Below are 26,155 nucleotides of genomic sequence, written 5' to 3'. Positions count from 1 at the left end.
TGCCAAATCGCGGGAGCCGATTCCAGCCCGGCGCACGGTTGCAACGCTAACGTCACAAAAGCGCAAGGCACGTGTCACACCCGCTGCCTAGGCGAGTCACATGAGCGCCGAATCCTCGATCCAGACGCTGTCCGCGCCCAATCCGGGCGTCGATCTTGCTGGCGAGATATTGGCGCAGGCGCGCAGCCGCGACGCGACTCACGTCCATATCGAACCGCATGCCGGCGGAACGCGGGTCCGCATGCGGATCGGCGGCCAGTTGAGCGAGGCGCTGAGTCTGCCCGCGCCGGTCGATCTCGACTTCGCCGATCATGGCGTCGACGTGGCCCGGCTTGCGACCCCGCATGGCGAACGCATGGTCCTGCATCTGCCCGAACCGGCGATGCGCTTCGGAGAACTTGAGGCGCTCGGTATGCCCTCGCGGCTCGCGCTGGCGCTGGGCAGCGACCTTTCGCGCGGCGGACTGATGATCATCGCCGGGCCGGACGGGTCGGGCAAGGCGACGACATTGCGCGCGCTGCTGCGTGAGGCCGATGACGGCACGCGCAACGTGCTGACCGCGCAGACCACCGACGAGATCCGGGCGGCGCTGCGTCAGGATCCCGACGTGCTGATGATCGCGAGTATCGCCGATCGCGAGACTGCGGCGCTTGCGGTTCAGGCGGCGGGTGCCGGCCACCTCGTTCTGGGCGGTATCGATGCGCGGGATGCCGTTGCCGCGATCCACCGGCTGCGCGACTGGCGGGTCGAGCCGTTTCAGCTTGCTTCCACCCTGCGCGCCGTGGTGGCGCAGCGGCTGGTGAAGCGCCTGTGCCGCAGCTGCCGCGAGCCGGTTCAGGCGCAAGGTTCGGTTTCCTCGCTGCTCGGTTTCGATTCGGGCGCGGTGGTCTATGCCCCGGTCGGCTGCGACCAGTGCGACGGCGGCTATGCCGGACGGACGGCCGTGTTCGAGGCGATCCATGCCGACGCCGCCTTGCGCCGGCTGATCAACGATGGCGGCGACGGCGCGATAATCGCACGCCATGCGTTCCTCAACGCGCCCAATCTCGGATCCGCGGCGCGGACGCTGGTGCGTCAGGGAATCATCACGCCGGAGGAGGCAGTACGAATTTCGCGAAGCTGACTGCGACACTATCTTGCGCTTGGCCTAAGCGCCCGCTAAGCGCGCATCCTTCGCGGCGACCGTAGTTCAATTGGTTAGAGCGTCGGCTTGTGATGCCGGAAGTTGCGGGTTCAAGTCCCGTCGGTCGCCCCATCGCTTTTTTGTCGGCTAACGCCGACAAGCGGCACCAGCCCGCTCCCCCACCCGGCCTCCCAACGGAAGGGTATTCTATGGGAGGTCGGGTGGGGGAGCGGGCTGGTGCCGCATCCGCAGGATCAATAGAAGTGCTCACCGATTGGGGTTTCCCCGACTTCGACGACCATGAGGGCGTCCACCTGTTCAGCGACCGCGAATCGGGGCTGAGCGCGGTCATCGCGATCCATTCCACCAAGCTGGGCCCCGCGGCCGGCGGCGTGCGCTTCTGGCATTATGCCGACAGCGCCGCGGCGATCACCGACGCGCTGCGCCTGTCGCGCGGCATGAGCTACAAGAACGCCATGGCCAATCTGCCGCTGGGCGGAGGCAAGGGCGTTGTGCTGGCGCCGGAGCCGGGTGCGGTCATCACCACCGCGCAGCTCGAGGCTTTCGGCCGTGCGGTCGAATCGCTGAGCGGGCGTTACGTCACCGCCGAGGATGTCGGCATGTCCGAAGAGCGGATGAAGGTCGTCGCGACCCAGACTCGCCACGTCTCTGGCCTGCCGGTCGCCGATGGCGGCGCGGGCGGCGATCCCGGCCCGGTCACCGCGATGGGCGTCTATCTAGGCGTGAAGGCGGCGGCGAAGCGCGGTCTTGGCGTCGATGGCATGAAGGGCGTTCATGTTGCGATCCAGGGCGTGGGCAGCGTCGGCGGCGGGCTTGCCCGGTTGCTGGCCAAGGATGGCGCTCGCCTGACGCTGGCCGATGTCAATCTCGACCGTGCGAAAGCGCTGGCAGCCGAACTGGGCGCCGAAGTCGTCGCGACCGATGCGATCCTGGGCCTCGACGCCGATATCGTCAGCCCGAACGCGCTCGGCGCGATCCTGACCGAACAGTCGATCGCGGCGTTGAAGACGAAGATCGTCGCGGGCGGCGCCAACAACCAGCTCGCCACGCGCGCCGACGGCAAGCGGCTTCAGGAACGCGGCATCCTCTATGCGCCCGATTATGTCATCAACGCTGGCGGCATCATCAATGTCGGCCTCGAATATCTGGGGCAGGGTGACATGGCCGAGGTACAGGCCCGTGTCGCGAAGATCCCCGAGCGGCTGATCGAGGTGTGGGACGAAGCCGATCGCACCGGCGATCCGCAGAGCGATGTCGCCGATCGCATCGCCCAACGACTGATCGGACGCGGCTAAAGTAAGTAAATTGTCCTAAGTAAAACCACGTAGGTAATCACCCCTATACGTAGTTACCGAAATCCTACGAACACTACGTATCGTGGTTACTACGGTATAAGGAAATGCAGCCGCGGTTAACCTTGTGAGCACTACCTGAGCTCGGGCGACGTTATTGTCGCGAAACGAGTTTGGGGGCTTGGGGTGGACAGGTTCGCGTCTTTTGAAACTGAGGTATCTTCGGCTGGCGAGGCCGTGGTTGATACGACCGGGTCGTCGTCGTTCGGCGCCGCGCCGATTGCCATTGCCGCAGCGCTGACGCTGAGTGCATGCGACTCCGGCTCGTCCGGCGGCATGACCGGCGCAACCACCCAGTCGCCCGCGACCGCGACGCCGGCTGCCGCGGTTGCGCCTGTCGGGATCACCCAGGTGCAGGCCAGCCGGTTTCTGGCGCAGGCGACGATGGGGGCGACGCGCTCCGAAATTTCCAAGGTCCAGTCGCTCGGTTATGAGGGGTGGCTCAATTCGCAGATGTCGATGCCGCGCGCGATCACGCACCTGGACTGGATGGTGGGCAATAGCGCCAACACCGCGATCACCTTTGACAACAGCATGTGGCGCCAGCTCATTTCCGAGCCTGACCAGCTGCGCCAGCGCGTCGGCATGGCCCTGCTCGAGATCATGGTGGTCGGCTTTGCCGGCGTGGATCTGAGCTGGAGGCAATATGCGATGGCCGCCTATGTCGACATCCTGCTCGACAATGCGTTCGGCAACTATCGCACGCTGCTGGAGAAGATCTCCACCAACGCGGCAATGGGATCGTTCCTGACGTTCCTCAACAACCGCAAGGCGAACCCGACGACTGGCGCGCAACCGGACGAAAACTACGCTCGTGAACTGATGCAGCTGTTCACCATCGGTGTGTACAAGCTGAACATAGACGGTACGCGCCAGCTTTCGGGCGGGCTGCCGATCGAGACCTATAGCCAGACCGACGTCAGCCAGCTGGCACAGGTTTTCACCGGCCTGGTGCTCGATACGACCGACACGACCACGCCGGAACGCTACAAGCGGCCGCTGGTAGCGAACGCGTCGCTGCACGAGACCGGTGCATCCAGCTTTCTTGGCACCACCGTCCCTGCCGGAACTGCGACGATGGACGCTATCGGTATCGCGCTCGATGGCATCTTCGCGAATCCGAATGTGCCGCCGTTTATCTCGAAGCAGTTGATCCAGCGTTTGGTGACCAGCAATCCGTCGCCCGCTTATGTCGGTCGCGTGGCGGCTGTGTTCGCTGACAATGGCTCGGGCGTGCGCGGCGATCTGAAGGCGGTCATCAAGGCAATCTTGCTCGACAGTGAAGCTCGCGGCGACGTGGCGTTGACCGCCACGACCACCGGCAAGCTGCGCGAGCCGGTGATGCGCTTCACGGCTTGGGCACGTGCGTGCGAAGTCACTTCGCCTTCGAATGTTTGGGCGATCGGCGACACTACCTATTCGATTGGACAAGCGCTGGGCCGCAGTGGTTCGGTCTTCAATTTCTTCCGTCCCGGCTATTCACCGCCGGGCACTGCGATCACCAATGCCGGGCTGGTCGCACCTGAATTCCAGCTCGTCAGCGAGGTCTGGACGGTCGCCTATGTCAATTACATGACCTATGTGATCGACAAGGGCGTCGCGGATCTGACCCCGGACTATTCGAACCTGATCGCCATTGCTTCGGACGCGCAGGCGCTGACCGACAATGTCAACATGCTGCTCGCCGCAGGGCAACTTGGAGCCAGCGCGGTTTCGACCATCCGTTCGGCTGTAGCCTCTGTTAGCGCAAGCAACACCACGCAGCGCGTCCAGATCGCGCTCGTGCTGACGCTTGCCGCACCCGAATTCCTGACGATCAAGTGAGAGTATCGGACATGACCAGCATTCAATCGCGCCGTGCTTTCCTGCGTCGTGGCGCTGCGCTCGGCGGGGCGTCGCTCGCAGCGCCCTTCGTCACCAATCTTGCCGCGATCGGTGAGGCTGCGGCGGCCACCTCGCCCGATTACAAGGCGCTCGTGTGCATCTTCCTGTATGGCGGCAACGACTATGCCAACACGCTGACGCCCTATGATCAGGCCAGCTACAATGCCTATTACGCCGCGCGTCCGACGCTGGCGCATCGCCGCGATGCGCTGGCCGCGACAGCGCTGATGCCGACCAACGCGCTGGCCGGCGGCGTACAATATGCGCTGGCACCCTCGCTCGCGCCGCTGTTGCCGCTGTTCAACGGCGGTCGGCTTGCCCCGGTGCTCAACGTCGGCACGCTGATGCGGCCGACCACCAAGGCGCAGTTCCTTGCGAAGTCGGTGCCGTTGCCGCCGAAGCTGTGCAGTCACAACGATCAGCAGAGCATCTGGCAGGCTTCCAGCCCGGAAGGTGCTTCGTCGGGCTGGGGTGGCCGGATGGGCGATCTGTTCCAGAGCGGCAACGGCAGCGCAGCGCTCACCTGCATCGGCACTCAGGGCAACGCGGTCTATCTCACCGGCCGATCGGCCGTGCAGTATACTGTCGGTACCGGTGGTCCCCTGCGCCTGAACAATAACGCCACCTCGATTTTCGGCTCGTCGCAGGCGGCCTCGGCGATGCGTTCGCTGATGACCTCAAGCAGCGGCAATATGCTCGCCGACGAACATGCGATTGTGAGCAAGCGTGCGCTGGAGACCTACAATCAGGTGAGCTCGGCGCTCGGTACTGCGCCGGAGAGCGATTTTCCACTGTTCCCGGCGAACAACTCGCTTGCGACGCAGCTCAAGATCGTAGCGCGGATGATCGCGGCTGCGCCACAGCTCGGCGCGAAGCGGCAGGTGTTTTTCGTCAGCATGGGCGGGTTCGACCTGCACGATAATCTGGCGACGCAGCATCCTGTGCTGCTCGCGCAGCTTGCCGAGGCAATGCGCGCATTCCACGATACGACAGTTGCGATGGGCGCATCGAACAACGTCACGACCTTCACGGCTTCTGACTTCGGCCGGACGTTGCTGACCAACTCGGATGGTTCGGACCATGGTTGGGGCAGCACGCATTTCGTGATGGGCGGTGCTGTGAAGGGAGGCCGCATCTATGGCACCCCGCCGGTGATCGGCAACAACACCCAGGACGATATCGGCCAGGGCCGCCTGCTCCCCACCACCTCGGTCGACCAATACGCCGCGACGCTCGCCAACTGGTTCGGCGTTTCCGATGGCGATCTCTCCACCGTGCTGCCCAATATCGGCAGCTATGATCGCTCCACCTGGAATCTCGGCTTCGTCTAAGAGGCTGATCCTTAACGGTTAAGTCACCCCAATTTACCCGGTGAACCGCTCCGGCCTTGCGCCGGGGCGGGAAGCCGTGGGGCGATCCGCGCGTTTTTCCCGAGCGTAGCTTTCCGGATGGATGCGTTCCGACGCCGTTCAGCCGGGATGCGGGATAGGGACATCATGCTCGAACCACGAATCAGCCGGAACCGGGACAAGCGCGAAAGCGTGATGTTGCGGGCGACCGTCTGGTCGCCCGGCGCGCGGGTGCCGAGCGAGCATCGTCTCCGCAACCTTTCGATCTCGGGCGCGGGCATTTCGCATGACGGGCGCCTGCGTCGCGGCGACGAACTGCGCGTCTCGATCGGCCAGGTGGTCGATGTGCCCGCAATCGTGATGTGGGTCACGCCCGACGCGGCGGGCATCCGTTTTGGCTATCCGATCGATGTTGCTGCCGCCCGCAAGCGCGGTACCAGCTATATGCCCGCCCAGTCCGGCTGGGTCGGCACGATGAACGACGCCTACCGCAAATAGGGTTTACGCGGCTCTGACCATTTTTCGACGGAACAACTGGCGCGCTCGCCGATTGGCGGGTTGCGTAGTTTCCCGAAGCGTAGTGCTACGGGGCGTATTCTACCGGGACATCTGGTTTAACTTCCGGAGACTCTGAACAGGCAAATTGAGGCTCATGCACGAGCGTATCTTCACCCGCAGCGACCGCGAAAGCATGAACGCTCGCGTCTGGCCGGCCGGTGCGCCGGCAGCATCCGTGCACGAGATCCGTACGCTGACCATGTGCGGCGCTTGCCTCGATCATGACGGCGAGTTGCAGATGGGCGCCAACACCCGCGTCTCGATCGGTGGCCTCGCCAATGTCCCGGCAATCGTTACCTGGGTGCGTGAGGGGCGAGCGGGGATCCGCTTCGACTATCCGATCGATCTGATCGTCGCGCGCCGCGGAGGCCTTGCCGCGGCCTGAGCCGGCACTTGCGCGGTTTGTCACGGTTCCGTCGCATCGGCGCAAACCGGCGATGGATTCCCTAGTCGAACACCGCTATTCCGCCCGCGTGGCCACGCTCCATGCCCTTGCTAACCCGGCGCGCTTCCTGAAGCTCGCGCGTCCGCTCACGCCCGTGCTGTTCTGGCTCGGCGTGGCGCTGGCGGCGTTCGGGGCGTGGGCGGGGCTGACCCAGACCCCGCCCGATTATCTGCAGGGCGAGACGGTCCGGATTCTTTACATCCATGTCCCCTCGGCCTGGCTCGGTCTTGGCGGGTGGAGCGGGCTGGCGATCGCGAGCTTGTGCTACCTGATCTGGCGGCATCCGCTGGCGAACCTTGCCGCGCGAGCGATGGCCCCGGCGGGTGCGCTGTTCGCGGCGCTCTGCCTCATGACCGGATCGATCTGGGGGCGCCCGGCATGGGGCACGTGGTGGGAATGGGACGGGCGGCTGACCTCGATGCTGATCCTGTTCTTCGTCTATATCGCCTATATCGCGCTGGCGAAGGCGGATGCGGAGCGCGGCGGCGACGGGCGCGTGCCCGCGCTGTTCGGCGTGGCGGGCACGGTGCTGCTGCCGATCATCCGTTACTCGGTGGTGTGGTGGAACACGCTGCATCAAGGACAGAGCATCGGGCTGACCAAGTCGACCATCGATTCATCGATGCTGTGGCCGCTGTGGTTCACGCTGGGCGGCTTCACTCTGCTCTATGCGGGGATCGTGTTGATGCGGATGCGCGCGGCGCTGGCCAGCCAGAAGGTCGAGGCGCGGATGAAGCGGATGGCCGCATCATGACGCATTGGGATTATGTGACCGCGGCCTATGCCGTGACGATCATCGGGACGGTGGGCCTGGCACTTGCCAGCTATGTCGCGATGCGTCGCGCGGAAGCGGCCGCGGAGGAATTGAAGCGGAAATGATGAAGCCCAAACATCAGCGGCTCGCGCTGGGCCTTGCGGCGCTGGCGGCGATCCTGGGCGCGAGCGGGCTCGCGCTCTCGGCGCTGAAGGATGAGGCCGCGTTCTTCTATTCGCCCGGAGATGTCGCCGGTAAACCATTGCCGCTCGGCAAGAATGTCCGGCTGGGCGGCATGGTCGAGAAGGACTCGATCGTGCGCGGTGCCGATGGCGTGTCGATCCGTTTCACCGTGACCGACGGCAAGGCGAAGACGCTGGTTTCGTTCCGCGGCGTGACGCCGGACCTGTTCCAGGAAGGATCGGGAGCGGTCGCCGAAGGGCAGTTCCAGCCCGATGGCAGCTTCGTCGCCGACAATCTGCTCGCCAAGCATGACGAGCGTTACATGCCGCCGCAAATGGCCGGCAAGATGCACAAGACGGACAGTCTCGAGAAATGATCGCCGAGGGGGGGCTTGCCGCGCTGTGGATCGCCGCCGCGCTGGCGCTTGTGCAGTTGGCGCTGGGTGCGGGCGCCGCGCGTTCGGGTTCGGAAGAGCTGATCCTCGCCACACGGCGGATCGCGGTAGCGCAGGGCCTGTTGGCGGCATTGGCCTTCGGCATCCTGATCCTGCTGTTCCTCAATTCCGATATGTCGGTGCTGCTGGTCGCGACCAACAGCCATTCGGCCAAGCCGCTGCTCTACAAGTTCGCCGGCGCATGGGGGAACCATGAGGGGTCGATGCTGCTGTGGGTCACCGTGCTCGCCGTGGCCGGGGCAGGCGTCGCGATGTTCGAGCGCAAGCTCGCCGGACGCGCGCTGGCCGCGACCTTGGGCGCACAGGCAGCGATTGCGCTGGGCTTCTACGCATTCCTCGCCTTCGCTTCGAACCCGTTCCTGCGTCTCGATCCCGCGCCGGCGGACGGGCAGGGGCTGAACCCGCTGCTGCAGGACCCCGGCCTCGCCTTCCATCCGCCGACGCTTTATTTCGGCTATGTCGGGCTGTCGGTCGCGTTCAGCTTCGCGGTGGGTGCGCTGCTGATGCGCGATGTCGGACCGGCCTTTGCCCGCGCGATGCGGCCATGGGTGCTGGCGGCGTGGATATTCCTGACCATCGGTATCGTCGCCGGGTCCTACTGGGCTTATTACGAGCTGGGCTGGGGTGGCTGGTGGTTCTGGGATCCGGTCGAGAATGCCTCGCTGATGCCCTGGCTGGCCGCGACCGCCTTGCTCCATTCGGTAACCGTGCTGGCGACCCGCGACGGGCTGCGCGCCTGGACGCTGATGTTGGCGCTGGTCGCCTTCGCCATGTCGATGCTCGGCACCTTCCTGGTGCGCTCGGGCATCCTCGTATCGGTCCATGCCTTTGCCGTCGATCCTGCGCGTGGCAGCTTCATCCTCGCGCTGCTGGGCATCTATATCGGCGGCGCGCTGGCGCTGTTCGGCGCGCGCGTCGGCACGGTGAAGCAGGGCGCGACCTTCCAGCTGGTCAGCCGCGAGGGCGCGCTGGTGCTCAACAATCTGCTGCTCACCGTGCTGCTCGGCATCGTCTTCATCGGCACGCTCTATCCGCTGGTCGCGCAGGCGATGGGGCAGCAGCTTTCGATCGGCCCGCCCTTCTTCAACAAGGCCAGCATCCCGGTGACTTTGGTACTGATCGTCGCCACCATGGCGGGGCCACTGCTCAAGTGGCGCAAGGACAAATGGTCGGCACTGGGCCAGCAGATGCTGTTGCCCGCCGCCGCCTGCGCCACCGTCGCGGCGATGCTGCTGATCGTGGCGCCGGGGATCGACCTGTTCTCGATGCTGGGCCTTGTCGCCGCCGGCGGTCTCGCCGTCGCCAGCGTGGTGCCGCTGTGGAAGCGCAATTTGCGCCGCACGCCGATGCACATCTGGGGCATGGTGATCGCGCATGTCGGGGTGGCGGTGAGCATCGCCGGCATGGCCAGCGACAGCGCGTTCAAGCTCGAGCGGCTGGCGGCGGTGCGCGTCGGCGAAGTCGTGAAGGTCGGCCCGTTCGAGGTGAAGCTGCACGAGGTCCGCCCGACGCTCGGCCAGAACTGGTCGGCGGTCGAGGCGATGCTGATCGTCCGCCGTGGCGGCGCGAAGCCGTTCGAGCTGCACCCGCAACAGCGCTTCTTCACCGATCCGGTGACGACGACCAGCGAAGCGTCGATCAAGACGATGTTGGACGGCCAGCTCTATACCGTGCTCGGCGCGGGCGAGGGTAGCGGCAAGGACGCGCGCTGGCAGCTGCGCTTGTGGTGGAAGCCGTTCGTCACCTTCATCTGGTTCGGCGGTTTCCTGATCGCGTTCGGCGGCCTGCTGGCGATGGTCGGGCGGCTGCGGCGCGAGCGTCGCACCGAGGAGGCGAGCGAATGAGGCGGGTGCTGATCTGGGCGCCGCTGGCGCTGTTCGTGCTGGTGTTCGGCCTGGTCGCCAGCGGCATCTTCGCGCCGGGGGACCGGGTGGTGAAATCCGCGCTGATCGGCCAGCCCGCGCCGGCCTTCACGTTGCCTGCGCTGCTGCCGGGCAAGCCGGGCTTCGACAGCAAGGCCTTTGCCGACGGCAAGCCGCGGCTGGTCAACATCTTCGCCAGCTGGTGCGGCCCGTGCATCGCCGAAGCGCCGCAGCTGATGAAGCTGAAGGCGATGGGGATCGAGATCGTCGGCATCGCCACCGCCGACACGCCCGAAGCGATGCAGGCCTTCCTGACCCGCAACGGCGATCCGTTCTCGGCAGTCGTTGATGACCGTAACCGCAAGGTCCAGTTTGCCTTCGGATCGGCCGGCGTACCCGAAACCTTCGTGATCGACGGGCGGGGCAAGGTCACCTTCCAGCATATCGGCTATGTCAGCGAGGACGATGTGCCCAAGCTGCTCGAAGCGCTGGCGGCCGCCAAATGAAGCGGGTCGCGATCCTCGCGGTGCTGCTTCTGGCCGCACCCGCGCTCGCGGAATCGAGCCTGCCGCCGCCGGAGCTGGCCTATACCCAGCTCAAGGACCCGGCGAAGGAAAACCAGGCCAAGGTCCTGATGGAAACGCTGCGCTGCCTCGTCTGTCAGGGCCAGTCGATCGCGGACAGCGATGCGCAGATGGCCGGTGACATGCGCGCGCTGGTGCGTCAGCGGATCGAGGCGGGTGAAACCCCCACGCAGGTCCGCGAATGGCTGATCCAGCGCTATGGCGATTACGTCACCTATGACCCGCCGTTCAGCTGGTTGACCGCGCCGCTGTGGGCCACGCCGCTGCTGCTGATCGCGCTGGGCCTGTTCATCGCGCGCCGATCGTTCGGCAAGGTCGATGACGAAGTCGAAGGGATCGAGGCATGAGCGGCTGGATCATGCTGGCGATCCTCGGCGCGCTGACGCTGGCGTTCCTGTGGGCGATCGGTTTTCCGAAGCGGCTGTGGACCGTTGCGGCGACCGCGGTGACGCTGGGCGCCACCGGCTATGCGTGGCAGGGCAGCCCGGCGCTGCCCGGCCATTCGGTGCTGACCGTGGAGAAGCGCGGCGAAGTCGATCCCGGCATGATCGAACTGCGCGAGGCGATGTTCGGCCGCTACAACTTCTCGTACAATTATTTCGCCATCTCGGATTCGATGATGCGGCAGGGCCGCCCGGATCTGGCGGTCACCGCGATGCGTGGCGCAATCGCCAAGGGGCCGGGCGATTCTGCCGTCTGGACCGGCCTGGGCATGGCGCTGGCCGAACATGATCGCGGCGTCTCGCCCGCGTCGCGGCTGGCGTTCGACCGGGCGATGGAGCTGTGGCCTCAGCATCCCGGGCCGCCCTATTTCCTCGGCCTCTATTACGCGAAGATGGGCCAGTTCGTCGAAGCGCGCCGCTGGTGGGCGAAGGCGGTCGAACTGGCGCCAGCCGACGCATCCTATCGCCCGGCGCTGGTCGAATGGCTCGGGCGGCTCGATCAGGTGATCGCGCAGCAGTCCGGCCAGCAGTCCGGCCAGCAGGCGGCGCCGCAAGCCGGGCCGAAACAGCCCTGATTTCCTAAACGCCCTCTCCCATTGGGAGAGGGAGGGGACCCGCCGCGAAGCGGTGGGGAGGGTGAGGGTGGCTCGTCGCTCTGCCCGTCACCCTCACCCTTCCGCCGACTTCGTCGGCTCCTTCCCTCTCCCAAGGGGAGAGGGATTTAAGCTCAGCCCGCCCAAGCCTCGTACGGCAGGTCCAGATCGTCGGCGACTGCCTTGAACGCGATCTTGCCCTTGTAGACGTTCAGGCCGTTGGCGAGGTGCTTGTCGGCCTTCATCGCCGCCTCGGCGCCCAGATTGGCGAGGCGCAGCACGAAGGGCAGGGTGGCGTTGTTCAGCGCAAACGCAGACGTGCGGGCAACCGCGCCCGGCATGTTCGCCACGCAGTAATGGATCACGCCATCGATTTCGTAGACCGGATCGTCATGCGTGGTGGCATGGCTGGTCTCGAAGCAGCCGCCCTGATCGATCGCGATGTCGACCAGCACCGATCCGCGCATCATCGTCTTCAACATGTCCTTGGTGACCAGCTTGGGCGCTGCGGCACCCGGCACCAGCACCGCGCCGATCACGACCTGCGAGCGGGCGACCGCTTCGGCGATCGCGGCCTTTGAGGCGTAGGCGGTCTTGATCTGGCTGCCGAAATGCATGTCCAGCTCGGCCAGACGCTCATTGTTGATGTCGTAGATGGTCACGTCGGCGCGCTGGCCGACCGCCATCTGCGCCGCGTTGATGCCCGAAACGCCGCCGCCCAGGATCGCGACCTTGCACGGCGCCACGCCGGGAACGCCGCCGAGCAGTTCGCCACGGCCGCCCTGTTCCTTTTCCAGATAGTGCGAGGCCACCTGGATCGACATGCGGCCCGCAACTTCGCTCATCGGCTTGAGCAGCGGCAGCGCGCCCGAGTTGGACGTAACCGTCTCATAGGCGATGCAGGTCGCGCCCGACTTCATCAGGCCCTCGGCCTGCGGCTTGTCGGCGGCGAGGTGGAGATAGGTGAACAGCGTGTGGCGCGCCTCGAGCATCGCGATCTCGCCCGGCTGCGGCTCCTTGACCTTCACGATCATATCGCTGCCGGCGAACACCGCGGCGGCGTCCGGGGCGATCTTAGCACCGACCTTGGTATAGGCGGCGTCATCGAAATCGATGCCCATGCCTGCCTTGGTCTCGACCAGCACTTCATGGCCGGCATGGATCAGTTCGGCGACCGAAGCGGGGGTCAGGCCGACGCGATATTCGTGATTCTTGATTTCCTTGGGAACACCGATGCGCATGGCAACTCTCCTTGGGATTTTGATGGTGTAGCCTATCGCGAATGGCCTGCGCGAATCCCTGCAAAGTTCCGCGTCAAACTTGGCCTCGATGCATGAAATTACTATATGTGGTGCTTCGAACGGGGATATTTGCCGAATGGACCGGATCTTCACTTCGATCCTGAAATTGCTCGCAGCCGATGCGCGTGCGCCGGTCAGCGGAATCGCGGCCGATGTCGGGCTGTCGCAATCGGCCTGTACGCGGCGCATCCAGGCGCTCGAATCCTCGGGCCATATCCAGGGCTATGGCGCGCGGCTCGGCCATCGCGAGCTGGGGTTCAAGGTGACGGCTTTGGTCGACATCACGCTCGGTACCCAGAAGGAGGAGGACCTCGCCCAGTTCGAACGTGCGGTCTCGGCGATCGAGGGCGTGGTAGAATGCGCACTAGTCTCGGGCGGTCAGGATTACCGGCTGAAGATCCTCGCCCGCGATCTCGACGATTATGAGCGACTCCACCGCGAACATCTCGGCCGCTTGCCCGGGGTGGTGACCATCAATTCCAGCTTCGTCCTGCGCGCGGTGCCGACCCGCAGCGAGGCCGACGCGCTGTTTGCCGCGCGATGACCGGAACCCGATTGGCCCCGCGGCAGTTGCGCTTCCGAAACGCGTTGCTAGCCCATGCTGCACATGCTAACGCGCGCCACCATTTGAAGGCGAGAAACCGGGTCGCATGACCACGTCCGTTCCCCTCTCACCGGCATGTCAGTTCCGCCCGTGAGCACCCCCGACAGCGCTGCAACCGATCCCGCACAGACCCCTGTGCCCGGGCACGATCACTCGCAGGACGGACTGCTGAAGCTCGCCATCGGTGCGATCGGCATCGTCTTCGGCGATATCGGCACCAGCCCGCTCTACGCCTTCCGCGAAACCTTTGCGGGGCATCACCCGCTGGCGCTCGACGAACTGCACATCATGGGCGTGATCAGCCTGATGTTCTGGTCGATGATGGCGGTGGTGTCGCTGAAGTACGTCACGATCATCATGCGCGCCGACAACAAGGGCGAGGGCGGTTCGCTGGCGCTGCTCGCGCTGATCAATTCGAAGAGCGGGCAGAAGAAATGGACGGCAGGCATCGTTCTGCTCGGCGTGTTCGCGACGGCGCTGTTCTATGGCGATTCGATGATCACCCCGGCGGTTTCGGTGCTGTCGGCAGTCGAGGGTCTGGCCATCGCCGCGCCCGGGTTCGGCGGGCTGATCGTGCCGATCGCGGTGGCGATCATGGTGCTGCTCTTTTCGATCCAGAGTACCGGTACGGCGCGGGTGGGCGCGTTCTTCGGTCCAATCATGCTGCTCTATTTCCTGGCGATCGCGACGCTGGGGACGCTCAGCTTCATCCAGACGCCCGAGATCCTCTGGGCGCTCAATCCGTGGCACGCTGTCCAGTTCTTCATGGACGATCCGTTCAAGGCGTTCCTGGCGCTCGGCTCGGTCGTGCTCGCGGTGACGGGCGCGGAGGCGCTGTACGCCGATATGGGCCATTTCGGGCGCAAGCCGATCCGCGTTTCGTGGCTGTGGTTCGTGCTGCCGGCGCTGATGTGCAACTATATGGGGCAGGGCGCGCTGCTGATGCGCGATGCCGGAGCGATCAACAGCCCCTTCTACAATCTCGCTCCGCAGGCGCTTCAGCTGCCGCTGGTCGGCCTTGCCACGCTGGCGGCGATCATCGCGTCACAGGCGGTGATCTCGGGTGCCTTCTCGGTGACGCAGCAAGCGATCCAGCTGGGCTTCATCCCGCGCCTGCGCATTCAGCACACCAGCGCGTCGACCGCCGGCCAGATCTACATCCCGCTCGTCAACTGGGCGCTGATGGTGATGGTCATCCTGCTGGTGCTCAGCTTCAAGACCTCGTCGAACCTCACCGCGGCCTATGGCATCGCGGTCACCGGCGCGATGTTCATCGATAACTGCCTGCTCGCTGTCGTGCTGTTCACCCTGTGGGGCTGGAAGAAGCGTTATGCGGTGCCGCTGCTGGCGCTCTTCTTTGCCGTCGATCTGGCCTATTTCGCCGCGAACCTCACCAAGGTGCCCGACGGCGGCTGGTTCCCGCTGCTGATCGGCCTGATCATCTTCACCCTGCTCACCACCTGGGCCAAGGGCCGCAAGCTGATGATCGAGCGGCTGCGCGAGAGTGCGATGCCGATCAAGATCTTCATCGAAAGCGCCGCCAATTCGGCCAGCCGGGTTCAGGGCACGGCCGTGTTCATGACCTCGACTCCCGACGGCGTGCCGCACGCGCTGCTCCACAATCTGAAGCACAACAAGGTGCTGCACGAGCGGGTGGTGCTGTTGACCGTCAAGATCACCGATTCCCCATTCGTCGCCGACGAGAACCGCATCTATCTCGAGGATCTGGGCAAGGGCTTCCACCGCATGGTGCTGAAATACGGCTTCATGCAGGAGGCCGATGTGCCCGCCGCGCTCAAGATGGTCAGCAATTGCGGGTCCGAGTTCAAGATGATGGACACCAGCTTCTTCTTGGCCCGCCAGACGCTGCTGCCCTCATCCAAGCCGGGCATGATGATCTGGCGCGAGAAGCTGTTCGCCTGGATGCTGCGCAACGCCGAAAGCGCGATGGAATTCTTCCGCCTGCCGACCAACCGCGTGGTCGAGCTGGGGAGCCAGGTCGAGATTTGAGCGCGCTCGCGCCGATCATAGTGACGGCGCTGTTCGGGCGGCAGGATCAGGCATGGTTCGACAGCCTGCGCCGCGAGCATTTTCCACCCGAGCGTAACCAGCTCGATGCGCACCTCACCCTGTTCCACCATCTGCCGCCCTCGGCCGCGGAGGAACTGAAGCACCGGCTGACGCAGGAAACCCGCGGCATCCGTGCCCCGCGCAGCCGGGTGACCGGTCTGATGACGCTGGGCCGCGGCGTGGCTTACCGCATCGAGGCACCGGAACTGACCGCGATTCGCGAAGGGCTGGTCGAAGCGTTCGCCGGCCTGCTCACGCCGCAGGACGCTGGCCGCTGGCGCCCGCACGTGACGATCCAGAACAAGGTGACCCCCTCGCTCGCCTCGGCGCTGCTGAAGACATTGTCGCGCGATTTCGTGGCGCGCGAGGTCGAGATCGCAGGTCTGGCGAGCTGGTATTATCGCGGTGGACCATGGGAGCCGCTGTCGCGTCACATGTTCGCTTGACCGGCTCGCGGACCCTGCCTATGTGGCCCCCTCGCTTCGGCGACGCCCGGTACGGCGGAGTAGCTCAGTTGGTTAGAGCACGGGAATCATAATCCTGGGGTCGGGGGTTCAAGTCCCTCCTCCGCTACCACCTTCCCCCAATAGGCAGGGGCATCAGCAAGCGTTGTTTCGAGCAGGCGTTCCGCGTTTGGACAGGCATGTGCTAAGCCTGCGGCCGATGCGAATGTTCAAATCCATCATCGCCTGGCTGGATCGCGACTGGGAGCATCGCGGATACAATCCCATCTTCGCCGTGGGTCAGAAGCTCTTCTGGTTCTCGCCGCTGCTGCTGATTGGGATCATCGGTATAATAGCCGGGGTGAAGCCCGGCGACTTCCTGTATGACAAGGGCCTGCTCATCGGCCTTGGCCTGTGCCTGATCCCGTTCTCCATATCGAACTATCGCTGGTTTCGGGGATATGGCCGCAACTCCCGGAATGAGGAGCAGACGCAAAAGCGGAAAGAAGGTCGGGGCTAAGGCTCGACTGAGCGAAGTGCCGCCGTCGGTCTCACGGCACACGCCGTGCAGTGATTATCCGGACCGGCGGGGCCAGCATTTCGCCCTTGAAGTGGCCGCCCTCGGCAACCGGCGATTCCTGGATCTTCACCACCACGTCGAGCCCCTCCACCACGCGGCCGAAGGTGGCGTAGCCCAGATTGTCGCCCGGCTTGGTCGGGTCGGCGTCGAACGAGGGCTGGTCGCCCACCATGATCGTGAAGTCGCCGCGTGCGGTGCCCGGGGTCGTTCGCGCGATCGAGATGCTGCCGTCGAGATGCTTCAGTCCCGTCTGGGTGGTCGGCTCGTGACGGATCGGCGGCAGCACGCGTTTGGCGGCGTTCTGGACGCCGAACTGGACGAAACCGAAATGCGGCGCGACGCGAACGGCGCGATAGAAGACCGTGCCGTCCAGCCGCTTCTGATCGACATAGCGCAGGAAATTGGCGGCGGTGACCGGTGCCTTGGCGCGGTCCACCTCGATCACGATCCGGCCCGCGCTGGTTTCCAGCGCGACGCGCACCGGCGCCGGCGGGGTGGGGGGCGTGGCCGGGGTCTGTGCAGCGGCAGGAACCGCGATCAGGGTGAGGGCCAACAGGGCAAGCAAACGCCGAATCATTCCATCCTCCGCACTATGCTGAGGGCAGGCTAACCGCGGCGGCGGATGCTGTCATGGCGGGACTTCGTAACGCTACCATAAGGAGTTTTCCGGGAACGAAATGTTCGCCTCGCGCATCTATACCCCAAATGGAGGGTAACAAGCTCGCGTAAGGAGAGGTCAGTCATGAGGTCGCTTCACGAAAATGCCGAGGCATTTGCCGGTTCGGATGTCGAGCGCGCATTGCCGCCCGGCGGTGGCCTGCTGATCGCGATCGCCATCTCGATGGGCTTCTGGGGCACCCTGGCCTGGTTCGTCTTCTAAGCGACGCGGAAGCCTGATTTTTCCGAGGCGAATGCCCGAAACGGGTAACATGCCCCTTGTCCGCCGGTGTCATCGCCGCGCATCCTCCTGAAAACGGGAGGGGAAATGCCGAAACATGTGCCGGAGATTCCGGAGTCGTGGCTCGAGTCCGATAGCGACCGCAGCCTGCCGCCGGGAGCCGCATTGCTGCTCGCGATCCTGATATCGGCGGTGTTCTGGAGCTGGGTCGCCTGGTTCGCGCTAAGCTGAGCTTCGCCGCCCGACAGCTTTTCCCGCCTTTGCCGAACCTTCCGCGCAACCCCATGTTGCGTCGTGACGCCCGCACCTCCTAGATGCGGGCCACATGAATTTCGGACGGATTCGATGACCGCTACCCATTCCACGCGCATGCTCATTCTCGGCTCGGGCCCGGCGGGCCTTTCCGCCGCCATCTATGGCGCGCGCGCCGGCCTCGCGCCGATCGTCGTGCAGGGCATCCAGCCCGGCGGCCAGCTGACCACCACCACCGATGTCGAGAATTATCCCGGCTTCCGCGACGTGATCCAGGGTCCGTGGCTGATGGAGGAGATGCAGGCCCAGGCCGAGCATGTCGGCGCGCAGATGATGTGGGATACCATCGTCGATATCGACCTGACCCAGCGCCCATTCCGCCTGATCGGCGATGGCGGCAATGTCTATGTCGGTGACGTGCTGGTGATCGCAACCGGCGCGCAGGCCAAATGGCTGGGTATGGACTCGGAAGAGCTGCTCAAGGGCAAGGGCGTCAGCGCCTGCGCGACCTGCGACGGCTTCTTCTATCGCGGCAAGAAGGTCGCGGTGATCGGTGGCGGCAACACTGCGGTGGAGGAGGCTCTGTACCTCACCAACCATAGCCATGACGTCACGCTGATCCACCGCCGCGACAGCTTCCGCGCCGAGAAGATCCTGCAGCAGCGCCTGTTCGCGAACGAGAAGATCACGGTGTCGTGGAACAAGGAAGTGTCGCGCTTCATCGGCGGTGGCGATCCGCACGGGTTGGTCGCGATCGAACTGAAGGACACGGTGACCGGCGAGTTGTCGCAGATCGAGGTCGATGGCGGCTTCGTCGCGATCGGCCATCATCCGGCGACCGAGCTGTTCCGCGGGCATCTCGAGCTGGACGAGGATTCGTACATCAAGGTCGAGACCGGCAGCACCCGCACCAGCGTGCCGGGCGTGTTCGCGTGCGGCGACGTGATGGACAAGGTGTACCGCCAGGCGGTGACCGCGGCCGGCACCGGCTGCATGGCCGCGCTGGATGCCGAGCGGTTCCTGGCGGAAGCGGATTTCGAGCAGGTGGTCCAAGCGGCGGAGTAAATAGGCCCTCTCCCAAAGGGAGAGGGAATCAGATCAACGCCTCGCGCACCCGTTCGAACAGCCACGCCTTGTCAGCCACGCTCGCAAAGCTGTGGCTGTCGCTGGTCAGTTCGATCACCGTCGTCCGCTCGCGCGCGGCGTCGAACGCCGCTCCCTTCCACGCATCGATGAAGGCGATGGCGGTGTTGTCGCCGCTCGCGATCAGGATCGTTATGGGGAGCTTGCTGGCCTTCATGGCGGCGGCGAGGCGTGCGGGCAGGCTGGCGGGCGGTTGCGACGGCTTCTTGGCTGCCTTCAGCAAGCCTTTGAACAACTTATCGATATTCACGCCGCCACGGATCAGTCTCAGCCATTCCTTGGGATCGCGTAACCGTTCGGCATAGCGGGCGCGGATCGCGGCGGCGGGGGGCAGATCGTCGGTCGCTTCGATCACCCAGGGGTTGGCGATCAGCAGTGCGTCTACGCCGGACGCGGGGCCGAACATCGCCAAGGCGGTGGCCGCATCGCAATTGCCGAACGCGACGACGCGCGTGACCCCCGTTGCTTCGGCGCGGAAGGCGGCGACCGCCGCGGCAATGTCTTCGGCGGTGCTTTCGAACCCGCCATTGCTGCCGGTCGAATCCCCGACCCCGCGCCGGTCATAGCGGAACACCGGCGCGCCGAGCTCGCCCGCCACGCGCGCCGCAAGCAGCGCCATGCCGCGATGCGCGCCCATGCGGACCTCGTTGCCGCCGGAAACAATCAGCAGGCCGGTGGTGCCTGCTGCTTCGTCGAGCGTTGCGGCGAGGCTCTCGCCCGCGCAGGGAAATTCGATCAGCCTTCGCATGTGCGCACCCATGCCGCGATATCGACGGCCAAAAGTTCGGCCAGTGTTGGATCATTGTCGGGTTCGGCGCGGCGCCATAGCGGGCTACCCGGAGCTTTGAGGTCGGCGGGCTTCGGATCGGTTTCCAGCCGCACCGTGCGTAGCTGTTCGCCGTCGAACGGGATCGCCGCGCCCAGATCGGTCAGCAGCTCGGCCGAAACCAGATTGCCGGCGATCGCCACCGGCGGGTCCGCGCTTTCTTCTGGCAGGCTCGAATCGAGATACCAGTAACCGCGCAGCTTCGGCGTCTCGCCGACCTCGGCCTGCTTGATCCGGGTCAGTTCGCGCAGCAGCTCCGATCCGGTCTGCGGCGTCAGGTGCCAGCGCCCGCGCACGTCACCAAGGGCATCGAGCAGCGTGCCGCTGCGCAACGACACCGCATAGGTGCCGCGATCCGCAAAACGCTGTGCCGCCGCCTGATATGCCTCGCGTAGCCGCAGCATCGTGGCCGCTTCGGTGGGCAACAGGCTCTCGCCCGTTCCCGGCAGATCGGGCAGCGCGCTCGCAATCCCGCGTTCCGCCAAGGCACGCAGGATCGTCACCACGAACGCGCGCGTGCGGTTCGCTTCCTCGAACAGCGGCAGCGCCGCCACCACGACCGGGCCGGTATCGGGTCCGAAGCACAGCATCGCTTCGCGGCCGCCCGCCCAGTCGTAATGATCGATCATGTCAGGGCCTTGTCCGCGGCGAAGCGGGTGAGCGCGCCGAACGTCTCCAGCATCTCGCCATCGACTTCGTCGTCTTCGATCAGGATGCCCAGGCGATCCTCAAGCTCGGTCAGCACGCCTGCCACCGCGAGCGAATCCAGCTCGGGCAGGGCGCCGAACAACGGCGTGGTCTCATCGAACGCGGCGGCGCGATCGGCGCTGATTCCCAGCACGTCGCGCAACACGCCGCGAACGGTATTCTCGACTTCGACATAGCCGTCGGGCTGCAATGGACTTCCCCTGCGACAAATTTTCGCTCCCGTAAGGGTTGGCGAAGGTGCTGCCAAGTATATGGTCGCTCCATGACGCCGCTCGACCCCATTCCGAGGCCGATCGACACGCTGACCTTGCGTGGCGCGAGCGACGCCGTGGCGCTGGAAGATAAGGCCGGAACGCTCGATTTCGGGGGGCTTGAGGCCGCGGTCGGCGGTATGGCGCATTGGCTGAGCGGGCAGGGGCTGTCGGCGGGCGACCGCGTGGCAAGCTGGCTGCCCAAGACCCGCACCGCCTGCCTGATGCCCCTTGCCGCGCCGCGTGCGGGGCTGGTGCATGTGCCGGTCAACCCGGTTCTGAAACGCCATCAGGTCGCCCATATCCTGGCCAACAGCGGCGCGCGCATCCTGGTGACGCAGCCCGGCCGCATCGCTGCGCTGGAGCCGGGCGATGTGCCAGAGGGTTGCCGGATCGTCACCGAGGAGGAACTGGCGAGCGACGACGTGCTGCCGCCCTCGTCCGCCGATCCTGCTGCGCTTGCCGCGATCCTCTACACCTCCGGTTCGACCGGACGGCCCAAGGGGGTGATGCTCAGCCACGCGAATCTGTGGCTCGGTGCGGTCAGCGTCTCGCACTATCTTAAGATCGAGTCTGAAGATCGCGTGCTCGGCGTGCTGCCGCTCAGCTTCGATTATGGGCAGAACCAGCTGCTTTCCACCTGGTATGGCGGTGCCCGGGTGATCCCGCTCGATTACCTCACCGCGCGCGATGTGGTGAAGGCGGTCGAGCGGTTCGATGCGACGACGCTGGCGGGCGTCCCGCCGCTCTGGGTGCAGGTGCTTGAGGCCGAATGGGGCGAGACTGCGCTGAAGCTGCGGCGCCTCACCAACTCGGGCGGTGCGCTGACGACGCCGATGGTCCGCGGGCTGCGCGAGCGTTTCCCCAACGCGCGGCTCTATCCGATGTACGGGCTGACCGAGGCGTTTCGCTCCACCTATCTCGATCCCGATCTGGTCGACGCCAATCCCGATTCGATGGGCCGCGCGATTCCCTTTGCCGAGATCATGATCGTCCGCCCCGACGGCAGCCGCGCCGCGCCGGGCGAACCGGGCGAGCTGGTCCATGCCGGGCCGCTGGTCGCGCAGGGTTACTGGCAGGATCCCGAACGCACCGCCCAGCGCTTCCGCGACGCGCCGGACTTCGCGGCGAGCGGCGGGATGGCAGTCTGGTCCGGCGACACGGTGAGCGAGGGCACGGACGGGCTGCTGCGCTTCGTGGGGCGTGACGACGAGATGATCAAATCCGCGGGCAATCGCATCAGTCCCACCGAAGTCGAGGAAGCCGTGCTGTCGGGTGGCGAGGCGGCCGAGGCGGCGGCGTTCGGGGTGAAGGACGAGCGGCTGGGGCAGGCCATCGTGGTGGTCGCGCGCGCCAAGGGCGATCCGGCACTTGCCGAGGCGTCGCTGCGCGAGCGCTTGCGGCGCGAACTGCCCAGCTTCATGCAGCCCATGCGTTACGACTGGCGCGAAACCATGCCGCGCAACGCCAATGGCAAGCTCGACCGCGCGGCACTGAAGGGGGAACTGGCATGAACGGCGCCAAGGCCATCGGCCCGATCCCGGCCGAGTTCGCGAACGGCTTCCCCGCCGAGCAATGGATCGCGCAAGCCGGCGGCACGCCGCTGTTCGTCTATGACTTCACGATGATCGCGGCGCGGGTTGCGCGGCTGCGTGCGGCGCTTCCGGCCGGTGTCGACGTGCATTTCGCGATCAAGGCCAATCCGATGCCCGAATTGCTGGCCGCGATCGCGCCGCTGGTCGACGGCATGGACGTCGCCTCGGCGGGCGAGTTGGACAAGGCGCTTGGCGTCATGGCGGCGCAAGCGATCAGCTTTGCCGGCCCGGGCAAGCGCGATGCCGAACTGGAGGCCGCGATTCGCGCGGGCGTGACGATCAACCTCGAATCCGAAGGCGAAGCGGTACGCGCGCTTGCCATTGCCGATCGACTGGGCGTCCGGCCTCGCCTGGCGGTGCGGGTGAACCCCGATTTCGAGCTGCGTGGATCGGGCATGCGCATGGGCGGCCGTGCCTCGCCCTTCGGCGTCGATGCCGAACGCGTGCCCGCACTGGTGAAGCAGCTGATCGCGGCAGGTGCCGACTGGCAGGGCTTCCACATCTTTTCCGGCTCGCAATCGCTCGATTCGGCGGCGATCAGCGAGAGTCAGGCGCTGACGCTGGCGCTGGCCGGGCGGCTCGCGGCGGAAATCGACGCCGGTCCGCCTTTGGTCAATCTCGGCGGCGGCTTCGGTATCCCCTATTTCTCGGGCGATACGCCGGTCGATGTCGAGGCCATCGGCCGCGCGCTCGGCTTCCAGCTGGAGCGCCGTTCGCCGATGCTGGCGAACAGCCGCTTTGCCATCGAACTGGGCCGCTGGCTGGTCGGTGAGGCCGGGGTCTATCTTGCCCGCGTGATCGATCGCAAGGAAAGCGGCGGCGAGACCTTTCTCGTCATAGATGGCGGCCTGAACCACCATCTCGCCGCCTCGGGCAATTTCGGCACGGTGGTGAAGCGCAATTATCCGGTCGCGGTGGCGGGCAAGATCGGCGCTGCGCCCGAAGAGGTCGCCTCGGTCGTCGGTCCCTTGTGCACCCCGCTCGACCGGCTGGGCGACCGCGTCGCACTGCCGAAAGCCGAAGTCGGCAATATCATCGCGATCTTCGCCTCGGGTGCCTATGGCCCCACCGCCAGCCCATCGGCATTCCTCGGCCATCCGGCGGCAAGGGAACTGCTGGTCGGCGCCTGAGCCGATTTCGTTTCGGCCCCGGCTTAGGTAGCAATACCGGTTGCGCCGGTGGGATTTGCGCAAGCAGTAGCTCCTATCTGCGCCGTGATGCGTTTCAGGACCTACCCGATCATGCTGGCGGCATGGGTCCTCGGACTCGCGCCGGCCAATGCGCTTGCCTGCGACGTCACGACGCCCACCAACGTCTCGGTAGGCAGCCATTCCCCTGCCGCGCTCAAGGCGGCGGCAGTGCCCCTGACGCCGACCCTGGGCGGGTTCAGCTGCAGCAGCGCCAACATCCTGACCCTGCTCAGCGGCAATTTCCTCAAGGCAACTGTGCCCGCCGATACGGTGCTGAAGCTTAGTTCAGCGACGACCGCGGATACCGTGCCGTTCAAGCTCTATGCCGATGCCGCCGGCACCAACGAGTTGAAGCCGGGTACCGAGGCCTATTACATCAACGGCACGCTGCTCAATCTGCTGAACCTTTTCGGCAACGGCGCGATCGATGTTCCGGTCCATTTCAAGCTGGCAACCGAGGGCTATGTCGCGCCGGGTACCTATACCGGCAGCTTTTCGATCCGGTGGGACTGGTATTTCTGCTCGGGCATCGGCCTTCTCGGCCTGTGCATCGGCGCGCCCGACAGTGGGGGTAAGTCAGCCACCGTCAATGTCACGCTGACCGTGGCGCACAAGCCGCCAACGGTCATGGTCGAGACCGGCGTGACATTGTGGAACCCGATCGAAGGCATCCTCAATCCGAAGGCGATTCCGCGCAGCAAGCGACGGATCAGCGTGACGATCACCAATACCGATATCGTGCCGCTGGAACCGGGGGTGCTGAAGGTCCAGCTCCCGACGCCGAACCGGCTGGCGATTGTGCTGGATGGCGACGGCACGGGTCTAGGCCCGGTGATCCAGACGCGCCAGGGCAATCCCGCCTCGGGCCTGACGTTGAGCTATGCTGCGCCCGGCAGCACCACCGACGATGTCGATTTCTCCTCCGATGGCGGCGCGACCTGGGGCCATCTGCCGGTCGCCGGAGACAGCGCTTCGCAGGGGGCGGTGACGCATGTCCGGTTCCGTCCGGCTGGAAACATGGCGCCGCAATCCTCGTTGACGATATCCTTGCCCTATTCGCTCAAATAGCCCGAATCGAGCCATGTTCCCGCCGCGGGACAGGCCCGGGAGGTTGTGAGAAGGCGCCGGTCGGCCAAGGCCGCATTTCCTCGCAATTCCGGCCAACCCCTAACGGTATGTTTACCTCTACCGCTCCATAGCTTTCCCCGATCCAGCACGGGTGCGGCCGAGACGTCGGTTGCGAATGCCTGCGCTCGGAAGGGAGCTCGAGCATGCGTTTCTTCGGTAAGAGCAAGATTGTCGCGGCGCCGCTGATGGCTGCGCTGGCCCTTTCGGGCTGTGTCGGAGGCGGGGGCGGACGCCCCGAGCTTCCCTCCGCGACGCTCGTCGGCAGCCGCGAGGCGCCGAGCGAGGAATATGTCATCGGCCCGTCGGACCAGCTCAACATCTTCGTGTGGCGCAATCCTGATCTCTCGGCGAAGGTCACCGTGCGCCCCGATGGCCGTATCACCACGCCGCTGATCAACGACATGCCGGCCGTGGGCAAGACGCCTGCGATGCTGGCCGACGACCTGCGCTATGCGCTCAGCGAATATATCAAGGACCCGATCGTCTCGGTGATCATCGAGAATGCGGCCGGCGTCCCGAGCCAGCAGATCCGCATCGTCGGTGCGGCCGAAAAGCCGGCGCTGGTGCCGTATCGCGCCAGCATGACCTTGCTCGACGCGATGATCTCGGTCGGCGGCCTGTCCGAGTTCGCGTCGGGCAACCGCGCGCGGCTGATCCGCAACGACAAGCGCACCGGCCGTCAGGTGGAATACCGTCTGCGTCTGGGCGATCTGCTGAAGAATGGCGACGTCTCGGCGAATGTGAAGCTCGAGCCGGGTGACGTCATCATCATCCCGGAAAGCATGTTCTGAGCTGATGGGCAGCATCTTCGACGAGATTCGCGCCGCGATCCACGCGGTCTGGATGCGCCGGTGGATCGCACTGGCGGTCGCCTGGGGGCTGTGCCTCGCGGGCTGGCTGGTCGTGTCGCAGATGCCCAACAAATATGAGAGCCACGCGCGCGTCCTGGTGCAGCTGCGTCAGGTCCTGCCGACCGACAATGCGATCACTGAAGCGGCGCAGCAGCGCGATATCGACCGGGTCCGCCAGATGATCACCTCGGCGATGAACCTCGAGAAAGTCGTGCGCGGCACCGATCTGGCCAAGACGGTCGCCAACGATCGCGATGTCGCGGATCGCATCCTGGCGCTGCAGGGTATGATCAAGATCACCGCCCAGCAGGACAATCTGTTCGAGATCACCGTCACCGCGGGCAATGGCCGTCTGGCCAAGCAGATCGCGCAGAAGCTGATCGACCTGTTCATCGAGGACAATCTGGCCGGCTCGCGCGACGAGACCAGCGCGTCGCTGCGCTTCCTCGACGAGCAGATCGCTTCGCGCCAGAAGGCGCTGCAGGACGCCGATGCCAAACGCGCAGACTTCCAGGCCCGCTATCTCGGTTCCCTGCCGGGCACCGGTTCGCTCAGCGAGCGGATGAGCCAGGCACGTCAGCAGCTTGCGCAGGTCGATTCGGATCTGGCGGCGGCACAGAGCGCGCTCAACACGATCAACGCCCAGATGTCGGGCACCGCGGCCAATGTGCCCGGTGCCGGCGGCGGCGCGACCGCGGGCCCGGCCCGCG

General features: G+C 65.5%; 29 protein-coding genes, 2 tRNA genes and 1 pseudogene. 27 read left to right on the top strand and 5 right to left on the bottom strand.

Going from position 1 to position 26,155, the window contains the following annotated elements; genetic code table 11:
- Positions 1-100: 100 nt before the first annotated feature.
- The 14 genes from P1X14_RS03630 to P1X14_RS03565 all read left to right on the top strand — a co-directional run bounded on the left by P1X14_RS03630 (position 101) and on the right by P1X14_RS03565 (position 11,587).
- Positions 101-1,123: an ATPase, T2SS/T4P/T4SS family gene (locus P1X14_RS03630; protein WP_277313952.1), complete on the top strand. Its 1,023-nt coding sequence runs from the start codon at positions 101-103 to the stop codon at positions 1,121-1,123.
- Between the two features lie 55 nt (positions 1,124-1,178).
- A tRNA-His gene (locus P1X14_RS03625) sits at positions 1,179-1,255 on the top strand.
- Positions 1,256-1,386: 131 nt separating this feature from the next.
- Entirely contained in the window at positions 1,387-2,439 is a 1,053-nt protein-coding gene (locus P1X14_RS03620; protein ID WP_277313951.1) for a Glu/Leu/Phe/Val dehydrogenase dimerization domain-containing protein, read from the top strand.
- Between the two features lie 234 nt (positions 2,440-2,673).
- A complete protein-coding gene (locus P1X14_RS03615; RefSeq protein WP_277313950.1) occupies positions 2,674-4,320 on the top strand; it encodes a DUF1800 domain-containing protein in 1,647 nt (548 codons plus the stop codon).
- An 11-nt stretch (positions 4,321-4,331) separates the two neighbouring features.
- Complete coding sequence (locus P1X14_RS03610; protein ID WP_277313949.1) at positions 4,332-5,711, top strand: DUF1501 domain-containing protein; 1,380 nt, start codon at positions 4,332-4,334, stop codon at positions 5,709-5,711.
- Positions 5,712-5,876: 165 nt separating this feature from the next.
- Positions 5,877-6,227 (top strand): PilZ domain-containing protein, encoded by a 351-nt coding sequence (locus tag P1X14_RS03605; protein ID WP_277313948.1) that lies wholly within the window; start codon positions 5,877-5,879, stop codon positions 6,225-6,227.
- Positions 6,228-6,381: 154 nt separating this feature from the next.
- The gene (locus P1X14_RS03600; protein WP_277313947.1) at positions 6,382-6,672 is read left to right on the top strand and encodes a hypothetical protein; all 291 of its coding nucleotides are present in this window, start codon (positions 6,382-6,384) and stop codon (positions 6,670-6,672) included.
- A gap of 52 nt (positions 6,673-6,724) precedes the next feature.
- Positions 6,725-7,486, top strand: coding sequence for a heme ABC transporter permease CcmC (ccmC, locus tag P1X14_RS03595; protein ID WP_277313946.1), 762 nt, complete (start codon positions 6,725-6,727; stop codon positions 7,484-7,486).
- Entirely contained in the window at positions 7,483-7,611 is a 129-nt protein-coding gene (locus tag P1X14_RS03590; RefSeq protein WP_277313945.1) for a hypothetical protein, read from the top strand. Before ccmC ends, P1X14_RS03590 begins: the two co-directional genes overlap by 4 nt.
- Positions 7,611-8,045 (top strand): cytochrome c maturation protein CcmE, encoded by a 435-nt coding sequence (gene ccmE, locus P1X14_RS03585; RefSeq protein ID WP_277314061.1) that lies wholly within the window; start codon positions 7,611-7,613, stop codon positions 8,043-8,045. Before P1X14_RS03590 ends, ccmE begins: the two co-directional genes overlap by 1 nt.
- Complete coding sequence (locus P1X14_RS03580; protein WP_277313944.1) at positions 8,042-9,967, top strand: heme lyase CcmF/NrfE family subunit; 1,926 nt, start codon at positions 8,042-8,044, stop codon at positions 9,965-9,967. Before ccmE ends, P1X14_RS03580 begins: the two co-directional genes overlap by 4 nt.
- Positions 9,964-10,491, top strand: a complete 528-nt coding sequence (locus P1X14_RS03575) for a redoxin family protein (RefSeq protein ID WP_277313943.1) — start codon at positions 9,964-9,966, stop codon at positions 10,489-10,491. Before P1X14_RS03580 ends, P1X14_RS03575 begins: the two co-directional genes overlap by 4 nt.
- Entirely contained in the window at positions 10,488-10,916 is a 429-nt protein-coding gene (locus P1X14_RS03570; RefSeq protein WP_277313942.1) for a cytochrome c-type biogenesis protein, read from the top strand. The genes P1X14_RS03575 and P1X14_RS03570 overlap by 4 nt, the downstream gene beginning before the upstream one ends.
- Positions 10,913-11,587, top strand: coding sequence for a tetratricopeptide repeat protein (locus P1X14_RS03565; RefSeq protein WP_277313941.1), 675 nt, complete (start codon positions 10,913-10,915; stop codon positions 11,585-11,587). The genes P1X14_RS03570 and P1X14_RS03565 overlap by 4 nt, the downstream gene beginning before the upstream one ends.
- Positions 11,588-11,739: 152 nt before the next feature.
- Here P1X14_RS03565 and ald read toward each other — a convergent pair whose 3' ends face one another.
- A complete protein-coding gene (gene ald, locus P1X14_RS03560; protein WP_277313940.1) occupies positions 11,740-12,846 on the bottom strand; it encodes an alanine dehydrogenase in 1,107 nt (368 codons plus the stop codon).
- Between the two features lie 136 nt (positions 12,847-12,982).
- Between ald and P1X14_RS03555 the strand changes: the two genes are divergently transcribed.
- From P1X14_RS03555 to P1X14_RS03535, 5 genes are all read left to right on the top strand, one after another.
- Entirely contained in the window at positions 12,983-13,450 is a 468-nt protein-coding gene (locus P1X14_RS03555) for an Lrp/AsnC family transcriptional regulator (RefSeq protein WP_277313939.1), read from the top strand.
- A 135-nt stretch (positions 13,451-13,585) separates the two neighbouring features.
- Complete coding sequence (locus tag P1X14_RS03550) at positions 13,586-15,520, top strand: potassium transporter Kup (RefSeq protein WP_277313938.1); 1,935 nt, start codon at positions 13,586-13,588, stop codon at positions 15,518-15,520.
- The gene (locus tag P1X14_RS03545) at positions 15,517-16,026 is read left to right on the top strand and encodes a 2'-5' RNA ligase family protein (protein WP_277313937.1); all 510 of its coding nucleotides are present in this window, start codon (positions 15,517-15,519) and stop codon (positions 16,024-16,026) included. Before P1X14_RS03550 ends, P1X14_RS03545 begins: the two co-directional genes overlap by 4 nt.
- A gap of 53 nt (positions 16,027-16,079) precedes the next feature.
- Positions 16,080-16,156: transfer RNA gene (locus P1X14_RS03540), tRNA-Met, on the top strand.
- 93 nt (positions 16,157-16,249) lie between these two features.
- Positions 16,250-16,543, top strand: a complete 294-nt coding sequence (locus P1X14_RS03535) for a hypothetical protein (protein WP_277313936.1) — start codon at positions 16,250-16,252, stop codon at positions 16,541-16,543.
- A 31-nt stretch (positions 16,544-16,574) separates the two neighbouring features.
- On the opposite strand, the gene P1X14_RS03530 is transcribed toward P1X14_RS03535, so the two are convergent.
- On the bottom strand, positions 16,575-17,180 hold the full coding sequence (locus P1X14_RS03530; protein ID WP_277313935.1) for a peptidylprolyl isomerase: 606 nt from the start codon (positions 17,178-17,180) through the stop codon (positions 16,575-16,577).
- Between the two features lie 165 nt (positions 17,181-17,345).
- Between P1X14_RS03530 and P1X14_RS03525 the strand changes: the two genes are divergently transcribed.
- From P1X14_RS03525 to trxB, 3 genes are all read left to right on the top strand, one after another.
- On the top strand, positions 17,346-17,483 hold the full coding sequence (locus tag P1X14_RS03525) for a hypothetical protein (protein ID WP_277313934.1): 138 nt from the start codon (positions 17,346-17,348) through the stop codon (positions 17,481-17,483).
- 105 nt (positions 17,484-17,588) lie between these two features.
- A complete protein-coding gene (locus P1X14_RS03520; RefSeq protein ID WP_277313933.1) occupies positions 17,589-17,732 on the top strand; it encodes a hypothetical protein in 144 nt (47 codons plus the stop codon).
- A gap of 114 nt (positions 17,733-17,846) precedes the next feature.
- A complete protein-coding gene (gene trxB / locus P1X14_RS03515) occupies positions 17,847-18,818 on the top strand; it encodes a thioredoxin-disulfide reductase (protein ID WP_277313932.1) in 972 nt (323 codons plus the stop codon).
- A 28-nt stretch (positions 18,819-18,846) separates the two neighbouring features.
- Here the strand turns inward: trxB and P1X14_RS03510 are convergent, their stop codons facing one another.
- Genes P1X14_RS03510 through P1X14_RS03500 form a run of 3 tightly spaced genes read right to left on the bottom strand, consistent with a single transcriptional unit; the run spans position 18,847 to position 20,620 of the window.
- A complete protein-coding gene (locus tag P1X14_RS03510; RefSeq protein WP_277313931.1) occupies positions 18,847-19,644 on the bottom strand; it encodes a hydrolase 1, exosortase A system-associated in 798 nt (265 codons plus the stop codon).
- Positions 19,632-20,351 carry a hypothetical protein gene (locus tag P1X14_RS03505; RefSeq protein WP_277313930.1) on the bottom strand — a complete coding sequence of 240 codons (720 nt, stop codon included), beginning with the start codon at positions 20,349-20,351 and terminating at the stop codon, positions 19,632-19,634. The genes P1X14_RS03510 and P1X14_RS03505 overlap by 13 nt, the downstream gene beginning before the upstream one ends.
- Entirely contained in the window at positions 20,348-20,620 is a 273-nt protein-coding gene (locus tag P1X14_RS03500; RefSeq protein ID WP_277313929.1) for an acyl carrier protein, read from the bottom strand. Before P1X14_RS03500 ends, P1X14_RS03505 begins: the two co-directional genes overlap by 4 nt.
- Positions 20,621-20,692: 72 nt before the next feature.
- Between P1X14_RS03500 and P1X14_RS03495 the strand changes: the two genes are divergently transcribed.
- From P1X14_RS03495 to P1X14_RS03475, 5 genes and pseudogenes are all read left to right on the top strand, one after another.
- On the top strand, positions 20,693-22,195 hold the full coding sequence (locus P1X14_RS03495) for an acyl-CoA ligase (AMP-forming), exosortase A system-associated (RefSeq protein ID WP_277313928.1): 1,503 nt from the start codon (positions 20,693-20,695) through the stop codon (positions 22,193-22,195).
- Complete coding sequence (locus tag P1X14_RS03490; RefSeq protein WP_277313927.1) at positions 22,192-23,406, top strand: pyridoxal-dependent decarboxylase, exosortase A system-associated; 1,215 nt, start codon at positions 22,192-22,194, stop codon at positions 23,404-23,406. The genes P1X14_RS03495 and P1X14_RS03490 overlap by 4 nt, the downstream gene beginning before the upstream one ends.
- Positions 23,407-23,493: 87 nt before the next feature.
- Positions 23,494-24,534 carry a spore coat protein U domain-containing protein gene (locus tag P1X14_RS03485; RefSeq protein WP_277313926.1) on the top strand — a complete coding sequence of 347 codons (1,041 nt, stop codon included), beginning with the start codon at positions 23,494-23,496 and terminating at the stop codon, positions 24,532-24,534.
- A 203-nt stretch (positions 24,535-24,737) separates the two neighbouring features.
- Positions 24,738-25,385, top strand: a complete 648-nt coding sequence (locus tag P1X14_RS03480) for an XrtA/PEP-CTERM system exopolysaccharide export protein (protein WP_277313925.1) — start codon at positions 24,738-24,740, stop codon at positions 25,383-25,385.
- 4 nt (positions 25,386-25,389) lie between these two features.
- A pseudogene (locus P1X14_RS03475) lies at positions 25,390-26,155 on the top strand (chain-length determining protein); the annotation flags it as partial.

This window comes from Sphingomonas sp. AOB5 (assembly GCF_029433115.1).
Classification (GTDB): Bacteria; Pseudomonadota; Alphaproteobacteria; order Sphingomonadales; family Sphingomonadaceae; genus Sphingomonas.
Note: the sequence above shows the minus strand (reverse complement) of the source record. Positions and strands in the feature narration are given on the sequence as shown.

What these genes read in the sequence shown, in the direction of transcription:
- P1X14_RS03630 (WP_277313952.1), top strand. Translation starts at nt 101, where the DNA reads ATGAGCGCCGAATCCTCGATCCAGACGCTGTCCGCGCCCAATCCGGGC.
- P1X14_RS03610 (WP_277313949.1), top strand. Translation starts at nt 4,332, where the DNA reads ATGACCAGCATTCAATCGCGCCGTGCTTTCCTGCGTCGTGGCGCTGCG.
- P1X14_RS03605 (WP_277313948.1), top strand. Translation starts at nt 5,877, where the DNA reads ATGCTCGAACCACGAATCAGCCGGAACCGGGACAAGCGCGAAAGCGTG.
- P1X14_RS03600 (WP_277313947.1), top strand. Translation starts at nt 6,382, where the DNA reads ATGCACGAGCGTATCTTCACCCGCAGCGACCGCGAAAGCATGAACGCT.
- ccmC (WP_277313946.1), top strand. Translation starts at nt 6,725, where the DNA reads ATGGATTCCCTAGTCGAACACCGCTATTCCGCCCGCGTGGCCACGCTC.
- P1X14_RS03590 (WP_277313945.1), top strand. Translation starts at nt 7,483, where the DNA reads ATGACGCATTGGGATTATGTGACCGCGGCCTATGCCGTGACGATCATC.
- ccmE (WP_277314061.1), top strand. Translation starts at nt 7,611, where the DNA reads ATGAAGCCCAAACATCAGCGGCTCGCGCTGGGCCTTGCGGCGCTGGCG.
- P1X14_RS03580 (WP_277313944.1), top strand. Translation starts at nt 8,042, where the DNA reads ATGATCGCCGAGGGGGGGCTTGCCGCGCTGTGGATCGCCGCCGCGCTG.
- P1X14_RS03575 (WP_277313943.1), top strand. Translation starts at nt 9,964, where the DNA reads ATGAGGCGGGTGCTGATCTGGGCGCCGCTGGCGCTGTTCGTGCTGGTG.
- P1X14_RS03570 (WP_277313942.1), top strand. Translation starts at nt 10,488, where the DNA reads ATGAAGCGGGTCGCGATCCTCGCGGTGCTGCTTCTGGCCGCACCCGCG.
- P1X14_RS03565 (WP_277313941.1), top strand. Translation starts at nt 10,913, where the DNA reads ATGAGCGGCTGGATCATGCTGGCGATCCTCGGCGCGCTGACGCTGGCG.
- ald (WP_277313940.1), bottom strand. Translation starts at nt 12,846, where the DNA reads ATGCGCATCGGTGTTCCCAAGGAAATCAAGAATCACGAATATCGCGTC.
- P1X14_RS03555 (WP_277313939.1), top strand. Translation starts at nt 12,983, where the DNA reads ATGGACCGGATCTTCACTTCGATCCTGAAATTGCTCGCAGCCGATGCG.
- P1X14_RS03550 (WP_277313938.1), top strand. Translation starts at nt 13,586, where the DNA reads ATGTCAGTTCCGCCCGTGAGCACCCCCGACAGCGCTGCAACCGATCCC.
- P1X14_RS03535 (WP_277313936.1), top strand. Translation starts at nt 16,250, where the DNA reads ATGTTCAAATCCATCATCGCCTGGCTGGATCGCGACTGGGAGCATCGC.
- P1X14_RS03530 (WP_277313935.1), bottom strand. Translation starts at nt 17,180, where the DNA reads ATGATTCGGCGTTTGCTTGCCCTGTTGGCCCTCACCCTGATCGCGGTT.
- P1X14_RS03525 (WP_277313934.1), top strand. Translation starts at nt 17,346, where the DNA reads ATGAGGTCGCTTCACGAAAATGCCGAGGCATTTGCCGGTTCGGATGTC.
- P1X14_RS03520 (WP_277313933.1), top strand. Translation starts at nt 17,589, where the DNA reads ATGCCGAAACATGTGCCGGAGATTCCGGAGTCGTGGCTCGAGTCCGAT.
- trxB (WP_277313932.1), top strand. Translation starts at nt 17,847, where the DNA reads ATGACCGCTACCCATTCCACGCGCATGCTCATTCTCGGCTCGGGCCCG.
- P1X14_RS03510 (WP_277313931.1), bottom strand. Translation starts at nt 19,644, where the DNA reads ATGCGAAGGCTGATCGAATTTCCCTGCGCGGGCGAGAGCCTCGCCGCA.
- P1X14_RS03505 (WP_277313930.1), bottom strand. Translation starts at nt 20,351, where the DNA reads ATGATCGATCATTACGACTGGGCGGGCGGCCGCGAAGCGATGCTGTGC.
- P1X14_RS03495 (WP_277313928.1), top strand. Translation starts at nt 20,693, where the DNA reads ATGACGCCGCTCGACCCCATTCCGAGGCCGATCGACACGCTGACCTTG.
- P1X14_RS03490 (WP_277313927.1), top strand. Translation starts at nt 22,192, where the DNA reads ATGAACGGCGCCAAGGCCATCGGCCCGATCCCGGCCGAGTTCGCGAAC.
- P1X14_RS03485 (WP_277313926.1), top strand. Translation starts at nt 23,494, where the DNA reads ATGCGTTTCAGGACCTACCCGATCATGCTGGCGGCATGGGTCCTCGGA.
- P1X14_RS03480 (WP_277313925.1), top strand. Translation starts at nt 24,738, where the DNA reads ATGCGTTTCTTCGGTAAGAGCAAGATTGTCGCGGCGCCGCTGATGGCT.